Raw genomic sequence first — 15,606 nt, forward strand, 5'->3', positions numbered from 1 at the left:
GACGGGAGAACGGATCTCATGAAGACGCTTTGGGTCACGGCGCTGGTCGGTCTGAGCCTGATGGGCGCGATGGATTCGGCCTCAGCGCAGCGAGGCGGTCGCGATGACGGCTACGACGAGCGGGAGTACGGCGGCCGGGGCGAGCGGGGCTCTGGCAGTCGCGGCAGGGACTACGACGACGAGCGCGGACCGGAACGCGGTCGCGGCTACGACGATGACCGCGGGCGAGAACGCAGCCGCCGCTACGACGACGACCGGGGTTACGATGATGACCGCGGTCGCGGCCGCAGGGACCGCGAGGAGCGCGAGCCCCGGTTCGACGAGGAGGAGTACCTGCGCTGCAATCCCGACGTTCGCCGTGCCGTGGAACGCGGCGAGATGGAGTCCGGGGAGTTCCATTACAGGACCTTCGGCCGCCGCGAGCGGCGTCGCCTCACCTGTGAGACGAGGCTCTAGCCTTCATCGCCGGACGACGAAGCCGGCCGCGCCGAGCGGACGCCCACCGCTATGCCCAGCCGCTGAGGAGGTGGATGAGGTAGGCTCCCGCAAGCCCGACCGGCACGCTCACGACCATGGTGTCGGCATAGCGGAGGAGCCCCGCTTTCGCTCCGGCCTCGAACGCCTCGCGGATTCCCACCGACCACAGCGCGAGCGGTGCCAGGGCGCCCGCGAGCAACCCGCCGACGTACCAGGACATGGGGCGTGCTCCCTCTTCGTGATGAACGGTTTGCCGGATTGCATCACCCGCAGGCGCCGTTGCTACGACGGCGGTGGTCACCGCGAGGAGCGGGATCGCTCGACCTGTAGGCAGCCTTGGCAGAGCCTGCACGGGGCCGGCAAAATCCCACACGACCCGTTCAGGACCTCAAGCGTAAGCACCGGAAAGAATGCAGGAATTTTGGTAGCGATGGACTGCTACATCGCATCGCCCACGACGGCCGATCTCCGATTCTCGTATCGTTCGAGAGCCGAGTGAGCAACATGTTTTCCTCTTCGACCCGGTCCGAACCCGCACGAGCGGATCAGCTCGTGCCGTGGACTCCGGCTCACTGCCGAGGAGCGGTTGCTCGCACCATCGCGCGGACTGCCCTGTCCTCTTCATCTCAAGCGTCTCAGAGGCAGGTGCCGATCCATCGGCGCTGGTCCTTGCCGTCTTCGGCGCCCTTCACCGTCAATCCTGAGGAAATCCAAGCTGTGTCTCGCCCACGAACAACAGGCCACCTCGCGGCTCGGCCAACTGAGCCCGAGCCCTCCGCAACCCCGCCCGCCCCATCTTGGGAGACGGTTGTCGCCCCAATCAGCGACGCCCTGCTTGCCCTCGTGGTTGCCGTCGAGAGTCAGCCTACCGCAGGCCCAGCCGTGAAGGCGTTCCAGTCCGCCATCCGACGCAAGGGCGAGGAAGCGTCAGCAGCCGGCGGTACCGAAGCGATGGAAGCCGTTCTGCGCCAAGTCGTCGAAGAGGCCCCTGACCGTGCGCAACGGCGCGAGGCCATCATCGGCGAGGCGTGGACGGGGCTGTCAGGGTGGCGCGCGTGACTTGGCCGAGCAAGCTGCCCTCGATGCTGACGGCAGGCAGCCCGCAGAGGGCGCTCCGCCCCACCGGGCTGCGGAAGCGCGCAATTGCGGTTTCCCCGCAAATAGAAACCGCGTGACGCGATAGATCGATAACGAGGGAACGACCATTCCGGCTGGACGAGACGGCAAACCCTTTGGGGCGGCCGAAAGGCGCTCGCAACCGGGCTACCGTGACCCTGGAGAAGGTCCTTGAGGGCGATGCCGAGAGCATCCTTCGCAAGGCGATCACCCTGGCCCAGGACGGTGATCCGACGGCGATGCGCTTCTGCCTGGACCGCCATCATGCCGTCGCGAAGGGACGGGCCTCGAGGTGGAGCGAAGCATTGGCTGCCGGGCGTCTCCCCTGCCATGCACGGTCGCCCTCACCGAGGACGAGGGTCAGGCGCGAGAGCAGGAACTGCTTGATCGCGTTTGTGAGGACATGAAGCGCGTCGGAGAGCAAGCAAGGCTGCTCGGCGAAGTCGTCGTTGCGCTCCCCGACCTACTGAGGAGGCAACGGTGAGGGGATCAAAACGAAGTAACTGGTGAAGGCGATCAGCGCGAGCACAAGGAGGCCTGCCAAGATGTAGCCGGTCTTGCTGGACCGAACGCGCTCTTGACCATGATTGATGTCGTGCATGCGATAGCTCCCGAATGTTGCTGTGATGGCAACAGGTCGCAGCAATCGAAGTTCATGGAGCGCGACGGCAGCATGGACGCACCCACGTAGCGGGACGCCACTCGCCGTTTCCCAGCTTGGTCCGTTCTGCCAGCACCCAGATTTTTCTCAGGAGGCGGGTTTACCGTGCTGATCCAGCACCTTGAAGGTCACGCTGTCAGCCTTGAAGCCAGCCTGCACCAACTCGGCGATACGCGCCTTGCCAGCTTCGGTCGCCTCCTCAATGGTCCCGTACTGAACCGGGAGGTCCTCCGGCGGCGTTCCCTGCTCGGAGGTACCAGCTTGAAATTCGACGTGGGCGATCTCGACGATGTAATACATCCCGCACGTTGGCACGAACGCGCGCCAAGTCCAAGCTTTGGCGCTTATAGGTGCTTTGATCCGTAGCTGTATCGTCCTTGGACAGACGCCGAGACGACAAGATCGCAGACATTGGCGCGATCGGGAGAATGCCGCATGATCAAGTTCCTGCTTCGATGGGCGGTGCTCTCGATCCCGCTCGGCATCGCAATTGGAAAGTTCATCAAGGCCGGCAAAGGGCCCAGCCCGCGTGATCCGGAACGGCGGTAGCACTCGGCCCTCTTCGTCTCCGGCATGGTGCAAGAACGGTTCACCAAGTCTCGAAACGTCTAGGCAACGTGAGACCGATACGACCGCTCCCGCAGTCTGAACACAGGCGCAGGGGAGGCAACGATGATCACGGACCACCACATCAGACGCATGTTCATGGTGCTGTCGGCCTTGGCATTGGCGACCTTGCCGCTGCTCGCGCCCGTGCTGCCCTAGGTCTGACGCGGCAGGCGCATCCGGATCGTTCGCTGCACGGCGATCGTTGATCCGGACCGCGTCCCGTGAGTTGCCCCTCCATCCAAACAGGAGGCGCCCATGACCGCGAAGATCCATCCCCCACTTGAGGCCGGCCCGGGACAAGGCGCCGCTCAGACCGCCAATCCAAATCAGACCGGCCATCACAGCTCCGCTCTCAATGCGGACCACCGAGTCGGCGGCACCATCGACACGGCCGATCAGCTCAGCAGCGTCACGCTGCTCGGGCTTGCCGTTGCGGGGGCGGCTGCGGCCATCCTTCTTCATGCCCTGCTGGGCTGAGGGCAGCATCCCGGTCAGAGCAAGCGGGCGCCTGCGCTTCGGGATGGATCAGATGCCATCCTCGGGGCTGAACTCCTCACCCTCCTCGGCCGGGCGCGGGCTGGCTGCGTCCGTTGTCATTTCCTCCAGAGCGCGATGCTCGGAGAGCAGCCGCCGCATCGTCCGATCCGCGTCGGAGCAGTCGGCTGGTTCGGCCGTGTCCGGGCTACAGCCCACGATCGTCTCAGTGGTCTGCTGATCGACGATATCGCGATCTGCTGGACCAAGGTCAGCGAGATCACCCAGGCCCAGTTCACGAGAGAGGTGCGCGGCAATCTCTTTGCGCTTAGCCGCTAGAGCCAGCACCTTGCCTTGCGCTTTGTCCTCTCCATCGCCACGGCCGACCTGCCGGGCGAGTGCTCGTCGCCAACCGACGGGAAGCGAAGCACCCCGCAGCCGCATACGATCGGTGACGCTGGCCAGGACAAGTTGCCAGTGCTCCGGGCTGAGCTCCGCAAGGGCAGGGCTGAAGCCAAGGTTATGCGCTGCAAGATCAGCGGCCTCTCTCCATTCGGAGCCAAGCTCCAGAGTCTCGGGCGTGATCGGAACGACAGGCGCATCGCTCATGCTGAACTCCGCAGATGCAATCAGTCCGTACGGCGACCAACTTGCCGGGCGAGTGCATCTTTCCATCCGAACGGGGGCATGATCCCCCTCATCTGCATCCGAGCGGCGACGCTTGTGAGCACCATCTGCCAGTGCTCCGAACTCAGCGCGCGGAGCTCATGCTCGAAGCCGAGATTGTGAGACGCGTTCACGGCCGTGTCAGCCCATTCCCGAGCGAGAGCCTCCCTATCGTTATCTGGCCGGTCGACAGGTTCATCGGTCACGGGAAGTCTTTCAAGGATGCCTGCCCGGGAGAAGTCACGGAGCGACCCTACCTTACGCTGTCACCCAGTCGGGAACGAGGCGGTTCCCTCGGTTAGTTCAGTTGTCCTACGCGCCGGCTATTGAGGCTTCCCCCCTCGTAGAGGATGCGCGGCTGACGCTCGGCGAAGCTGATCCCAAGATCGAACCGAGCCGACCCGGTCTTCCCTGTTTGCCGTGCGGGGTTGGAGACCGAAAAGTCGATGATGGACCGGGCGGCGCACTTCCGCTGCGGCACGTTGCAGGTGATCCGCATGGTGCCAGGACGGTGAACATACCGGCGGACGGGCCATTGCCGGATGGCGCGGCGCTTCTCATCGATGAGCTGATCCTGGGAATAGACTCGGCCGTAGAACTGGACTGTGGGTCCGTACATGTACGGCACCCCTGTCACGGCAGCGGCGTTGCCGGACGACCAGATCTGAAGGTAGCGCTCGGCGATGTAGGCGGTCCTTTCCTGCATCTGCGCCGGACTCGTGGCTACGGCAGAAGAGGCCGATGAGATCGCCCCAATTGCCAGTAGGACGGAGCGGGATTTCAGCATCTGAGGCTCTGCGGATCGGGCTAAGGGAACGGTGAACTCGGCCAAATAGGGCCGTCAGGGCTCTTGGAGCCAACGCATCACACCCGTTTGCGCGGCAGCCTTGCGGTGATCGGTGCGTTGCGCGGCTTCGGCACGTCGGCCCTCGGTGAGGGCGGGACTTTCGGGGTAACGGCTGAGATCAGCAGTCAGGTACCCGCGCTGAGGGTAGGAGGCGGTTCGATAGCCGTCCTGGCTCGGCTGGCCCCCAAAGGATCGTTCAAGCGAGCGGCCGGACAGACGGGCATGGGGCCGCTTCTCTCCCGGCCCGGAGGCTTCCTCAAGCGCGAGACCGTTGTGATAGGGCGGGACCCGTGCCGAGCCCGCGCGAACCCTGTCGTTCGTCCCGTCGCTTTGCCGCGATGTGACCATGATACGCTTCGGACTCACCCGCTTAGCTTGAGGACGGTCAGCGCCTTGAGGCGCGATCCGGGCGGAACCATCAGCCGGAGCCTGACGGTGCTCCAAGACAGGTCCGAGCGTTGCGCTCGCGCTTCTCGATGCTGTCTCTTCGACAACCAATGGCGCCTTCGCGGAACGCGGCACGCCGTCGACGCCCGGGGGCAGTCTGGAGAGCTCGCCGCGCGATCCCTTGGCGCCTTCGTCCGGGGCCGGGGCGTCGAACACGAGGGGAGGTGCGGAGCGCGGGGGCTTTGGGCCTTGCGCGTCCGTTGCAGCCGAGACGGGCTTACTCGGATCGGACCAGGCGCGACGGGCGACGTCACCGGATGGGGCAGGCCTGTCGGCATTCGTCGTTTTGGAGACGGTCTCCCGCTGTGAGGACGTCCCGTCTGTGGGTGTCTCCTTGCCTTGAGACGACATGAGAAGCACGGTTAGGGCGACACCGCTGGCGAAAGCAGCCCCTGAAGCGATCCAGGTCTTCGGAAGCACAGCCATGGATTGCCTTACGCTGTCAGGGAAAGACCCACAGGAACAGGCCTGGCTTATGTTGGTTCCCGCGCCCAGGCTTTGATCTCTGGTATCGCTTCAGCAAGCTTAAGTGCAAAGAGATGTTCTGAGAAGATCGCAATCGCCTTGCCCCCTTCATGCTGTTAGCCGGCGATTTGTTGTTCCGAGTGATCCGGCAAGAAACGCCCTCGCACGACTGACGCGGCTCTTGACCGTACCCACCTCAGCTCCGGTCAGCTTAGCCGCGGCCTCGTAGGTCAGCCCTTGAGCCGCAACGAGCAGCAGCGCCTCACGCTGCAGCGCTGGCAGCTTGGCCATGTGAGCCCAAAGGGTACGCAAGTCCGAACCGTGCTCCTGAGCGGGCGGAGCGATCAGTTGCGCTGCCATCGAGCCATCTGCGTCTTCAACCTCGCGCTTCCGTTTTCGACATTCGGTGTAGAATTGGTTCCGAAGGATGGTGCAGAGCCACGCCATCAGGTTCGTGCCGGGGGCAAACCGATCCTGAGCGGCCCAGGCCTTCAGCACCGTCTCCTGCACGAGATCGTCCGCGCGGGCTTCGTCTGCGGCGAGCGACAGGGCGAAGGCTCGTAGGCCGGGGAGAGCGGCGGTAAGACCCTTGCGGAAAGGCTCGCCCTGTTCGCTCCGAACGGCCCAGGCACCGTCGAGCCGCGCGACCAAGTCCAGGAGACGTTGCGGTAGTTGGACGCTGGCCAGCGCATCATATGCCGCCTGCAGCTGGGAGCCGAGATGATCCAGAACGGCTTCGGGCAGCGAGACCGTTCCAGGCGGATCCTGCACCGCCGTGTGAGCCGAAACGAGCCCGCTGGCCGTCAAAGTGTTCCTCACTGTGTGTCCCTCCGCTGCGCGTTTCGCGAGGGATAAGCCGGATAAACTGACCGTACAGTGAATACCTAACCGTGGCTTTGGAGGGATCGTTCTCATGTCCAGTCGCGTTGCGACGATCCGTTGAAGGCCATGGCGATCGAGAGAATGGGACGACCAGTGACCTACAGCATCGTTGATTGTCCGGACGGCCAATTCGCCGTCGAAGCTATTTCGGCGTCTGGTGGCGTGCATCGGCGCCGTGGCTTCCTGACGCTTGCAGCCGCGGAGCAGTGCGCGGATGACCTGCGCCTAACGATGACGGCCTGCGGCACTCCCCTGGTGCGACGAGAATTCGGGTCGCCTGGCATGGACCTGCGGGCGGCATCCAGAACTCCCGGATCACCCCTTCAGTAAGGTCACGTCGCGCCGAGCGGCAACGAACGAGCCTTATTTCGGTGGTTTGCAGGCATCACACTTTCATCGTGTCCCCACCAACGGAGACCGATCCGGCATCCGCCATCGACAACGACCCGCCGCTGAGCTGCTACGAGAGCGAGAGGCTTGCGCGTCATGCCAAATCGCAGGCCGATCCAACGACGCCTGCATCGAGGCGAATAGGCCGAAGCGCGAAGATGTCCCCCGCGCCGTTCTGATCGTGTTCAAGGACCTGGAGCGCTGGCGTCCCAATGACCCCGAGGTCCATCACCTGCGGGATTCCACCGTCAGAACCCTCGAGGCGGTCGACTTCAGCCGCGAGCACCTGCGCCGCGTTCCGCGCTGTGGTGCAACATTGAGCTGCGCGAGCGGTTGATCAGGTGCTGCCCCCGCACTGACCGGGGGAGGCAGTTCCAAGTCAGTCGCTCCCCGAGCGTGATCAAGAGGATGATCGTTGCGATCCCGCATTCTCAGCTTGGCTTCCTCGGGTAGCTTCCTCAGGAGAGCATCCCGATGAGTGGATCGCTCGCGATCGCCTCGACGAAAACATATGAGCGAACCATCGACTGGCCCAACTCGCTGGAGCGTCGGTTCGGCAACACGGCCGGTAGTCGAGCCTATGACCTGTTCGTTCCATCCGGGCATGCGGAGGTCCTGCTCCCGCTCGTCGTGATGCTGCATGGCTGCTCGCAGTCGTCCCGTGACTTCGCCATCGGGACAGGAATGGACAGGATAGCCGAAGAGCACGGCTTTCTGGTCGCCTACCCGGATCAGCCAAGATCGGCCAACATCGCCAAGAGCTGGAACTGGTTCCGGGAGGGCGACCAACATCGTGACCGAGGCGAGCCTTCCATCCTGGCTGGCCTGACACGTCAGGTGATGGAAGACTTCCGCGTCGATCCCGCCAGGGTTTATGTTGCTGGCCTCTCCTCAGGGGGAGCCGCCGCTGCAATCATGGCCTCAGCCTACCCGGACATCTTCGCCGCTGTCGGCATTCATTCCGGCTTGGCGTCCGGTTCAGCGGGGTCGATGTCCGAAGCCTTCTCGGTCATGCGCCGGGGTGTCTCGCTCAGGTCCAGCCACGCGACGCATTCCGTCCCCACCATCGTGTTCCATGGTGATCGCGACAGAACCGTCTCCTCGCTCAACGGCGAGCAGATCTTTGCGCAGGCGCGGCCGGATGCCGAGGTGACGACGTCTGTCGTGGAAGGGCGCTCGAGCGGAGGGATGGCGTACACGCAAACGGTCTTGACCGAAGCGGGCACGGCGTGGACCTCGGAGCACTGGGTGTTGCAAGGTGCCGGTCATGCCTGGGCTGGGGGAAATCCGGTCGGCTCGCATACCGATCCGACCGGTCCCGATGCGAGCCGCGAGATGGCGCGGTTCTTCATGTCCCATCCTATGGCCTTGAACTGACACCCGGATTGACCACCGAAGGTGGCTGAGCGTGAAAACTTAGCGGTTCGGGACGATGGTGGCACTGCGCCGCCCCTCCTCGTCGCGCGGCCTCACGAACAGACGCTGAACCTGATCGCCGCGAAGCGCGGTGCTCCCTTCACCACGGGTCAGGTGGGAGTTCTTGCCGAGACTTACTCGACACATTGCCGTTGACCTATGCCAATTCTGGTGTGCATGGGGCTTGCCTGGACCGTCTCAAGACGCACCAGCGCAACCTCATCCTGCAGGCTGCCGAGCGCGACGCGATACCCGCCGGCAGCACGCTCGAGCGGATCGCGGAGCTTGAGAACGCCATCGTCGCCGTCGAGGCCGTGGCAGGTGACGAGGCGAAGAGGGCGCGATCCGCATGACGCAGCCCCGCCTGTCCCTCTACCTCTGGTAGCCCTTCGAATCCTGTCGTTCCTGTGCGAGGCATCATGATTCGAAAGCGTCTTCCCTCCAACGCGACCCTCGCCGACGTCTTTCGGGAACTGGTCGAACCGGAGGAGTATCTACGCCGTCTCCTCGGCAACATGCGCTTCTGTCAGAAGCATCACGGAAACGCCTTCGTGCGGATCGGCGTGACGGGCAAAAGCGGCGGGGGAACGAAGGGGCTCGCTCCCTCATATCGCATCGACTACCCGGCCGCGGAGGAGGCCGTTGCGGTCTTCAACGGGTTCGGCGGCACCTCCCACAGCGCCTTCACGCCAACCAACACCCTCGAGACCAATTGGAGCCGTGATCACCTCACCATTCGCGAGGTCCAGGCGCTCTACGACGCCGTGAAGAAGGACGAGACGCTCAAGGCGCGCCGGGCGAATCATTGAGGGCACTGCAGTGCCAAGGGGCAGAACCGTGATCAAGCACTCCGATGCCCTTAATCCCATGTCGCTTGTCAGCTTGGGATGGTCCGATTTCTTCGAAGACCAGTGTGAACCCGACGAGGCCGATCTCGCACCAAGGCGGATCGCCACGGTTCACCGCTCTCGCCTGACGGCCTTGTCTCCCGCCGGGCTCGTCGAGCTGACGCTCCCGGTTCATACCAACACCGGCGACTTCGCGGTCGGCGATTGGGTGCTCGTCGATCCCGAGACCCAGACGCTGAACCGCCGTCTCGCCCGCAGGACAGTGCTGGAGCGGCGCACCGAGGGCAGCAAGACCCTTCAACTCGCCGCGGCGAATGTCGACACGCTGTTCGTCGTCACCTCCTGCAACGCGGATTTCAATCCGGCTCGGCTGGAACGTTATCTCGCGCTGGCCAACCAGGGCGGCACAAATCCGGTGATCCTGCTCACCAAAGCCGACACGGCGGCCGATGCAGGCGCCTATCGGCGCCAAGCCGCAGAGCTGCAGCGCGGGCTCGCCGTGGTGACCCTCAATCCCCGCCGACCGGAGGCAGCGAGTGCCCTGGCGCCCTGGTGCGGCGTGGGGCTGACCGTGGCCCTGGTCGGCTCCTCCGGCGTCGGCAAATCGACACTCGTCAACACGCTGGCTGGCCCGGGTCAGGAACGGCCCCAGGAGACCGGCGGCATTCGCGAGCACGACGCCAAAGGACGCCACACCACGACATCGCGTTCACTGCACCCCATTGCTGGTGGGGGTTGGGTCATCGACACGCCGGGGATGCGCACGCTGCACGTGAGCGACGCCGCGGAAGGGATCAACACCCTGTTCGCCGAGATCACCGAGCTCGCGCCCCTCTGCCGGTTTCGCGATTGCACGCACGCCCACGAGCCTGGCTGCGCCGTGCAGGCCGCGATCGCCGACGGAATGCTGGACCCTGAGCGCCTGACACGCTGGCGCAAGCTCCTCGGCGAGAACCGCGACAACACTCCTGTCCTCAGCGGGTCGCGCAACGGCAAGAAGCGGTGACCGCTTCGGCCAACCGAGGAGGCTGACGAGCGGCAAAACACTCCACTCGTCAGCATGGTAGAACGCCATGACGCGCACTCTGCCCTTTCTCGCCCTCCTATTCCCCGCCACACCTGCGCTCGCCGAGCCGATCGTCGGGCGGGCCACGGTGATCGACGGCGGCGCGCTGGAGGTCCGCGGCACCCGCATCCGCCTCCACGGCATCGACGCGCTCGAGAGCGGGCAGGCCTGCAAGGCCGCCGGCGGCAAGGCCCATCGCTGCGCGAGGCTGCGGCCCTCGCGCTGGCGAATCGCATCGGGGAGCGCCTCGTCACCTGCGAGCCGCGCGAGAGCGACCAGTACGGCCGTGTCGTCGCCGTATGCCCAGAGAGTGCGGGGGATCTGAACGCCTGGGCCGAACTCACGGCCAAGGCGCTACGACGTGGGATCCGGGTCGGCACCTTCGAGGAGCCCTCCGCCTGGCGACACGCCAGGCGAGCCGGCAGCGAGGGCACCCGGCCGAAGCGGGTGACCCCGCCCGCGGGTCCGTGCGGCGGGACGATCAAGGGCACCATCGCGTCGGATGGCGAGCGGATCTACCACCTGCTGGGCTCGCGCGATGATGCTCGCACCCGGGTCGACGACCGGGCCGGCGAGCACCTGTTCCGCTCGGACGACGAAGCCGAGGCGGCAGGCTGGCGTCCCACACGGAACTAAGGGGCCGCCAATCCCGTGTGCCCGGACGGACCGCGCCGACGAGTCGATCACCTCAGGACGATCGGCGAGGCGATGGCAGCAAAGCCGGTCGCGCGTGCACTGAGGATCGGAGCCAATCGGACGCTACGGGACTCGCTTCCGTCGGCGGCTCTGGCACCAGCATCGGCGGCTGAGGAACGGGACCTCGCCTTTTACCGTTTCAGGTCTCTTGATCGTCCTGCGTGGGAAGAGCCGTTGATCCGCATGGATACTCCCACCCTCGAGCACATCGCCCGCCTCGGGTATGGCGCCCGCGGCGCCGTCTATTGTCTCGTCGGCGGCTTGGCAGCCCTGGCCGCAGTTGGCTCCGGCGGGCAGACGGGCAGCAGCACCGACGCGCTGACATCCCTTCTGGCCCAGCCATTCGGCAGGATTTGGCTTGGCGTCATTTCCGTCGGGTTGCTCTCGTTCGCGCTGTGGCGCCTCGTGGAAGCCGCCACCGATGCCGATCGTCATGGGTCCTCAGCGAAAGGGCTCGCCGTTCGCGTGGGCCATGCGATCAGCGGGGTGATCAATGCAGGCCTCGCCGTCTCGGCATTCCAGCTCGCACTCGGCCGGCGCGAGTCGAAAGGTGGTGACGGGTCGGCACAGGACTGGACGGCTTGGCTCCTCAGCCAACCTTTTGGTCAATGGCTCACAGGGCTCGTCGGCTTGGTCCTGATCGGGATTGGCATAGGCTTCCTGAAGAAGGGCTGGTCCGGCGACGTCACCCGACATCTCGTGCTTCCCGCCCATGCTCGCGGGTGGGCTGTTCCCGTCGGCCGTCTCGGGTTCGCGGCGCGTGGCCTCGTCTTCGCTCTGATCGGCGGATTTCTCGTCCTGGCGGCACTGCACAGCCGCTCCTCCGAGGCGAAAGGATTGGGCGAAGCGTTGGCGTTCATTCGGTCGCAGCCATTTGGATGGGTCCTTCTGGGCATCACTGCCGCAGGGCTCTTCGCGTTCGGTGTCTTCAGCTTTGTGCAGGCCCGCTATCGGCGCATCGAAGCGCCCGATCTTGCGGACGGCAAGGCCGCGCTGAAGACCGCTGCAGCTTCGCTGCCAAGACCCTGACGCCGATTGGATTGCAATTTTTCCCGCGCGGCCTGCGGCGCGGCGCATACTCGTCTGCGATGCCGGTGTTCGTCGCCTGCGGTGGGTAGCCCGGAACGCAGGAAGCCCGGCGTGGCGGGTGCGGGCGGGGTCGAAACGCAAAATGTGCCCCACCACCTGGAAGGGCAGCGAAGCGCTCGCGCCTCGTAAGTGTTCTCCCGTGATGGGCGACTGCGAGACTCAGCCTTAACTCCTTCGCGGAGAGTCGAGGCAGAGCAGGTGATGAGCGCATGACCTGGGACTACGAGGACGTCGATCCGGATTGGACGAAGCCGCCCGAGAGGGCTTGGTCTTGGATCGTTCTCACGGCGGTTGTCATGACCGAGTTCGCGTCCTGGCTCCTGATAACGCCTCTCGGTTGATGCGGTCGGGCCGTTTGCGAAGCATTCAGTGTGCTCGCCGGATCCGCTTCGCTGCCGGCTCGGATCGTGCTCTCCTGATCTCGGCCCGGTGGGTGAGTGCTCAGCCGGGAGCCTGCAAAGCTCCGTACGCTCGGTTCAACTCCGAGCCCGGGCCTCCAGCTTTCAACTCCATTCCGATCAGACCGTGCGCCGCGAGCATACAGGTCTCACAGGCGCGGAGTGCCGAGGGTTGGGACCGCAATGGGGTCAGCCAAGTCCCGAGAGCTGCCGCGGCAAGAACAAAAGTCGAGTGCGAAAAAAGCTTCCACCAGCGCCACGCCCCGCCGTCGCCCGTGTGCGCAAGGGTATAATCGCCGACGGAAAACCCCACCGCGGCGCGAGCCGAGCGGGCTGAACGTTTCCGCTCATCTTCTCGCCCGCACCCTCTGAAGGGCGTATGTCATCCGCTCAGCGGGAGGTGCAGATGCCATTCACATGCGAACTCTGGACGAGTGAGCCAGACAAGAAGGTGGGCGACTATGAATTCGATTGCGTGCCTCGTAGCGGCGAGGCCGTATCCCTCCCAAAGGACGACGAAGATGCGTTTGTCCATTACCGCGTGGTGGATGTGACGCACCGGGCCAACGGACCGAGACATCCTGCGGCGACCTACGTCTTCGTCTCCCGCGTCAAGTGACCTGATCGGCGAGCGGAAAAGCGGTGAGCGCTCCGTCGACGAAAGAGCCCGCCGCGGCAGGTGCCGGGCGGGCTGAGAACGTCACGATGGTAAGCGTCCCGGAATACTCGGCGCCAGCTTCGCCATTGCTACCCTGAAAGCTGTAAGTTCCTGCGCCGCCAACGAAAGCGGATGCGCTCGCAAACATCGCGAAGCCGAAAATTCCCGTCGAAATAGCCCTCATGATCGCCTAAACTCCAAGCTCAGTATTCTGTTCAACCCGGATATTCGGGCAGCGGGTCTTGTAACGATCGAGCTCATGAACTTCTTGCGGGAGTACACGAAAATGCCCGGCTCGCCGGTCAGGCGACCGGGCTTCGGGCCGGGAACAGGATGAGGATCGTGGCCACCAAACAGACAACCGTTGACGATATCGTGGAGCAGGCCAAGGGAGCTGGCCAAGTGGCCGCCAAGAAGATGTTTGGCGAGTACGGCCTCTACTGCGACGGCAAGTTGGTCGCGCTGGTGTGCGACGAGACCCTCTTCGCCAAACCGACCGAGGCAGGTCGAACCTACCTCGGCTCCGTCACTGAAGTATCGCCGTATCCAAGCGCCAAGCCCTACTTCCTCGTAGCAGGCGAGAGGTGGGACGATGCGGATTGGCTGGCTGAGCTCATCAAGGCATCAGCCGCAGCCTTACCTGCGCCTACCAGGAAGCGATCGAGCGAGAGATCCAACAAGTCGATCTCGTAGCGCCTCGAGGGTAGATGTCCGGCGTTAGAGTTTGCCCATCATCCCTTTCGGCTCTGCTGCGGAAACACAGGCCCGCCAACGCAGTGACGCCATCGAGACAACGAGACGCCTGCCAGGCATGTGCCGGGCGGGTTTGAGGTTGTGGAAGTGGACTTCCATCGCCGTCCGTGAAGCATGTGCACGGCCAAGGTGACAAAAACCCCGCTCGGCGGATGCCGGCGGGGCTAAGAAGGTAATCTCCCTGGGAAGGGTGCCAGAGCTTCGCAATCTGGTATGCCAGCGTCAAGATCGACTTTGCTCCAACCACAAGAAGCCCGCCGCGGCGTGAACCGGGCGGGTCTCGTGGCGGTCTCACTCGCTTCCGCCGAGCAGTGCCGGGGCTGGGTCGCTTCTCAGCCCAAGACCGCGTCAATCAGCGCCCGCTCGGCGCCGCGCCTGAACCCGTGGCCGCGTTGCCGCTGTTGCTGCCAGCCGGGGCACCCGGTGTTGCGTTCGAGGGCACGTCACCGGAACGGGGAGCCATGGTCGAGCCGGTGCTGCTGGGGCGCTCCATGGCCTTCTCGCTGTCGCTCTTCACGCTTCCGGGATTGTTCATGTTGCCCTCGGTGCTGCCACCGCCAGCCGGCGTTTGGGCGATTGCCGCGCCTCCGAAGGATAAAAGCAGAGCAGCGGCAATCGTGAGCGTCTTCGTACCCATGGGATCTTTCCTCCAGAGTGTTTTGTCTGAGCTGCCAACGCAGGACCACGGGCATCGTTCATCTGGAAGATTGCGCTCCGCTTGGGGCAGGAGAGCGTTGACGAGAAAGTCCGCTGCGGCTCAGCGGGGATTGAAGGTTGGATGGCTCTCCCGCTGGAGAGCGGTGACAGTGAGCGACGGAAGGGCCTGGTACCGGGAGATCATCGGCTGTCACGCCATAGGGCTGTAAGCTCCTGCAAGGCCGTCCGGCCCTGCAATTGAGCCTCATGCGCTGTGGACGCGGAGTGAACGCTTCGGCGAACGACATGTTGATCGCTGCGAACGATCCATTCATAGCGCCCGAGATTCGTCCGGCACCGCTCGATATGAAGGGTGAAGCCCTCCGATGCCTCGGTGATCATGCCGGCGTTCCTTCAACAATCACCGTCTCAGCTTCCAGAAGTTGCTGGCAGTTCGGGAAGTGCATCCAATCCGTGAAGGCTTCGTCCGGGTAGCTGCAGTCGCAGCTTGCCTGATGCCAAGGCCTGACATCCCCATGACCTTCTGGATCCCAGGGAAGCTGTTCAGGGTCCCAACGGATGATGGCTCGCCGATCCAGATCGTTACGATCAATGGCGATGATCCACCGGCCGTCGCGTGGGGCTCGCGCCATTGGCATCCAATGTCTCATCTTGCCCTCCCGCCGGAAATGGTGCGCACATCGGCAGGGCACAGAAACGTCGAAGGCGTGAAAAGCGTTCATTCAGTGTGATTGCCGATCAGAGTCACGATGATTGGCTGCGACGAGACGGCATAAACCTGCCGCTGCATTCGCCTCGACGCGTCGAAGAGGAGGCAACGACGCTCGCGGGACGACGCGAATGTTGGCGCCGACCCCATGCTCCTTCGAGAGTTGCAGGTGAACACCAAGGTGGAAAGCGCGCCAGCCGCGGGATGGGCTCGAAGCCCCCCAACACAGTCGCACCCTCGACCCGCTGGGCGCTGGGCGCTGGGCTGGCCCGTTTCGAACGC

The 15,606-nt window shown here is 64.4% G+C and carries 21 protein-coding genes and 1 tRNA gene; 12 read left to right on the forward strand and 10 right to left on the reverse strand.

The window, feature by feature from the left end; all coding sequences use genetic code 11:
- The first annotated feature begins 18 nt into the window (after positions 1-18).
- Positions 19-456 carry a hypothetical protein gene (locus MFF55_RS03190; protein ID WP_238242637.1) on the forward strand — a complete coding sequence of 146 codons (438 nt, stop codon included), beginning with the start codon at positions 19-21 and terminating at the stop codon, positions 454-456.
- A gap of 49 nt (positions 457-505) precedes the next feature.
- On the opposite strand, the gene MFF55_RS03195 is transcribed toward MFF55_RS03190, so the two are convergent.
- Positions 506-697: a hypothetical protein gene (locus MFF55_RS03195; RefSeq protein ID WP_238242638.1), complete on the reverse strand. Its 192-nt coding sequence runs from the start codon at positions 695-697 to the stop codon at positions 506-508.
- Between the two features lie 662 nt (positions 698-1,359).
- Between MFF55_RS03195 and MFF55_RS03200 the strand changes: the two genes are divergently transcribed.
- Positions 1,360-1,536 carry a hypothetical protein gene (locus MFF55_RS03200; RefSeq protein ID WP_238242639.1) on the forward strand — a complete coding sequence of 59 codons (177 nt, stop codon included), beginning with the start codon at positions 1,360-1,362 and terminating at the stop codon, positions 1,534-1,536.
- Between the two features lie 319 nt (positions 1,537-1,855).
- Here the strand turns inward: MFF55_RS03200 and MFF55_RS03205 are convergent, their stop codons facing one another.
- The 3 genes from MFF55_RS03205 to MFF55_RS03215 all read right to left on the reverse strand — a co-directional run bounded on the left by MFF55_RS03205 (position 1,856) and on the right by MFF55_RS03215 (position 2,554).
- On the reverse strand, positions 1,856-2,017 hold the full coding sequence (locus tag MFF55_RS03205; protein WP_238242640.1) for a hypothetical protein: 162 nt from the start codon (positions 2,015-2,017) through the stop codon (positions 1,856-1,858).
- 39 nt (positions 2,018-2,056) lie between these two features.
- Positions 2,057-2,194 (reverse strand): hypothetical protein, encoded by a 138-nt coding sequence (locus MFF55_RS03210; protein ID WP_238242641.1) that lies wholly within the window; start codon positions 2,192-2,194, stop codon positions 2,057-2,059.
- Positions 2,195-2,341: 147 nt separating this feature from the next.
- Positions 2,342-2,554 carry a hypothetical protein gene (locus MFF55_RS03215; protein ID WP_238242642.1) on the reverse strand — a complete coding sequence of 71 codons (213 nt, stop codon included), beginning with the start codon at positions 2,552-2,554 and terminating at the stop codon, positions 2,342-2,344.
- Positions 2,555-3,118: 564 nt separating this feature from the next.
- On the opposite strand from MFF55_RS03215, the gene MFF55_RS03220 reads away from it, so the two are divergent.
- Complete coding sequence (locus MFF55_RS03220) at positions 3,119-3,340, forward strand: hypothetical protein (protein ID WP_238242643.1); 222 nt, start codon at positions 3,119-3,121, stop codon at positions 3,338-3,340.
- 48 nt (positions 3,341-3,388) lie between these two features.
- Here MFF55_RS03220 and MFF55_RS03225 read toward each other — a convergent pair whose 3' ends face one another.
- The 3 genes from MFF55_RS03225 to MFF55_RS03235 all read right to left on the reverse strand — a co-directional run bounded on the left by MFF55_RS03225 (position 3,389) and on the right by MFF55_RS03235 (position 6,533).
- Positions 3,389-3,946, reverse strand: a complete 558-nt coding sequence (locus MFF55_RS03225; RefSeq protein WP_238242644.1) for a hypothetical protein — start codon at positions 3,944-3,946, stop codon at positions 3,389-3,391.
- A 355-nt stretch (positions 3,947-4,301) separates the two neighbouring features.
- Positions 4,302-4,790: a hypothetical protein gene (locus tag MFF55_RS03230; RefSeq protein WP_238242645.1), complete on the reverse strand. Its 489-nt coding sequence runs from the start codon at positions 4,788-4,790 to the stop codon at positions 4,302-4,304.
- A gap of 1,080 nt (positions 4,791-5,870) precedes the next feature.
- A complete protein-coding gene (locus tag MFF55_RS03235; RefSeq protein ID WP_238242657.1) occupies positions 5,871-6,533 on the reverse strand; it encodes a sigma-70 family RNA polymerase sigma factor in 663 nt (220 codons plus the stop codon).
- Between the two features lie 975 nt (positions 6,534-7,508).
- Here MFF55_RS03235 and MFF55_RS03240 point away from each other — a divergent pair.
- The 8 genes from MFF55_RS03240 to MFF55_RS03275 all read left to right on the forward strand — a co-directional run bounded on the left by MFF55_RS03240 (position 7,509) and on the right by MFF55_RS03275 (position 12,648).
- Positions 7,509-8,411: an extracellular catalytic domain type 1 short-chain-length polyhydroxyalkanoate depolymerase gene (locus MFF55_RS03240; RefSeq protein WP_238242646.1), complete on the forward strand. Its 903-nt coding sequence runs from the start codon at positions 7,509-7,511 to the stop codon at positions 8,409-8,411.
- A gap of 191 nt (positions 8,412-8,602) precedes the next feature.
- Positions 8,603-8,803 carry a hypothetical protein gene (locus MFF55_RS03245; RefSeq protein ID WP_238242647.1) on the forward strand — a complete coding sequence of 67 codons (201 nt, stop codon included), beginning with the start codon at positions 8,603-8,605 and terminating at the stop codon, positions 8,801-8,803.
- Positions 8,804-8,869: 66 nt separating this feature from the next.
- Positions 8,870-9,259, forward strand: a complete 390-nt coding sequence (locus MFF55_RS03250; protein WP_238242648.1) for a hypothetical protein — start codon at positions 8,870-8,872, stop codon at positions 9,257-9,259.
- Positions 9,260-9,317: 58 nt separating this feature from the next.
- Positions 9,318-10,304, forward strand: coding sequence for a ribosome small subunit-dependent GTPase A (gene rsgA / locus MFF55_RS03255; protein WP_238242649.1), 987 nt, complete (start codon positions 9,318-9,320; stop codon positions 10,302-10,304).
- A 67-nt stretch (positions 10,305-10,371) separates the two neighbouring features.
- Entirely contained in the window at positions 10,372-10,689 is a 318-nt protein-coding gene (locus tag MFF55_RS03260) for a hypothetical protein (protein ID WP_238242650.1), read from the forward strand.
- A 122-nt stretch (positions 10,690-10,811) separates the two neighbouring features.
- Positions 10,812-11,000 (forward strand): nuclease, encoded by a 189-nt coding sequence (locus MFF55_RS03265; RefSeq protein ID WP_238242651.1) that lies wholly within the window; start codon positions 10,812-10,814, stop codon positions 10,998-11,000.
- Positions 11,001-11,243: 243 nt separating this feature from the next.
- Complete coding sequence (locus tag MFF55_RS03270) at positions 11,244-12,089, forward strand: DUF1206 domain-containing protein (RefSeq protein ID WP_238242658.1); 846 nt, start codon at positions 11,244-11,246, stop codon at positions 12,087-12,089.
- 483 nt (positions 12,090-12,572) lie between these two features.
- A tRNA-Cys gene (locus MFF55_RS03275) sits at positions 12,573-12,648 on the forward strand.
- A 510-nt stretch (positions 12,649-13,158) separates the two neighbouring features.
- Here the strand turns inward: MFF55_RS03275 and MFF55_RS03280 are convergent.
- Positions 13,159-13,389, reverse strand: coding sequence for a hypothetical protein (locus tag MFF55_RS03280; protein WP_238242652.1), 231 nt, complete (start codon positions 13,387-13,389; stop codon positions 13,159-13,161).
- 158 nt (positions 13,390-13,547) lie between these two features.
- Here MFF55_RS03280 and MFF55_RS03285 point away from each other — a divergent pair, with 158 nt between their 5' ends.
- Entirely contained in the window at positions 13,548-13,898 is a 351-nt protein-coding gene (locus tag MFF55_RS03285) for a TfoX/Sxy family protein (RefSeq protein ID WP_238242653.1), read from the forward strand.
- Between the two features lie 412 nt (positions 13,899-14,310).
- Here MFF55_RS03285 and MFF55_RS03290 read toward each other — a convergent pair whose 3' ends face one another.
- Together MFF55_RS03290 and MFF55_RS03295 are read right to left on the reverse strand one after the other, a co-directional pair.
- Positions 14,311-14,595: a hypothetical protein gene (locus MFF55_RS03290; protein ID WP_238242654.1), complete on the reverse strand. Its 285-nt coding sequence runs from the start codon at positions 14,593-14,595 to the stop codon at positions 14,311-14,313.
- A gap of 397 nt (positions 14,596-14,992) precedes the next feature.
- A complete protein-coding gene (locus MFF55_RS03295) occupies positions 14,993-15,265 on the reverse strand; it encodes a hypothetical protein (RefSeq protein WP_238242655.1) in 273 nt (90 codons plus the stop codon).
- Positions 15,266-15,606 lie beyond the last annotated feature (341 nt).

Origin of the sequence: Methylobacterium iners, assembly GCF_022179305.1 — a bacterium.
Taxonomy (GTDB): domain Bacteria; phylum Pseudomonadota; class Alphaproteobacteria; order Rhizobiales; family Beijerinckiaceae; genus Methylobacterium; species Methylobacterium iners.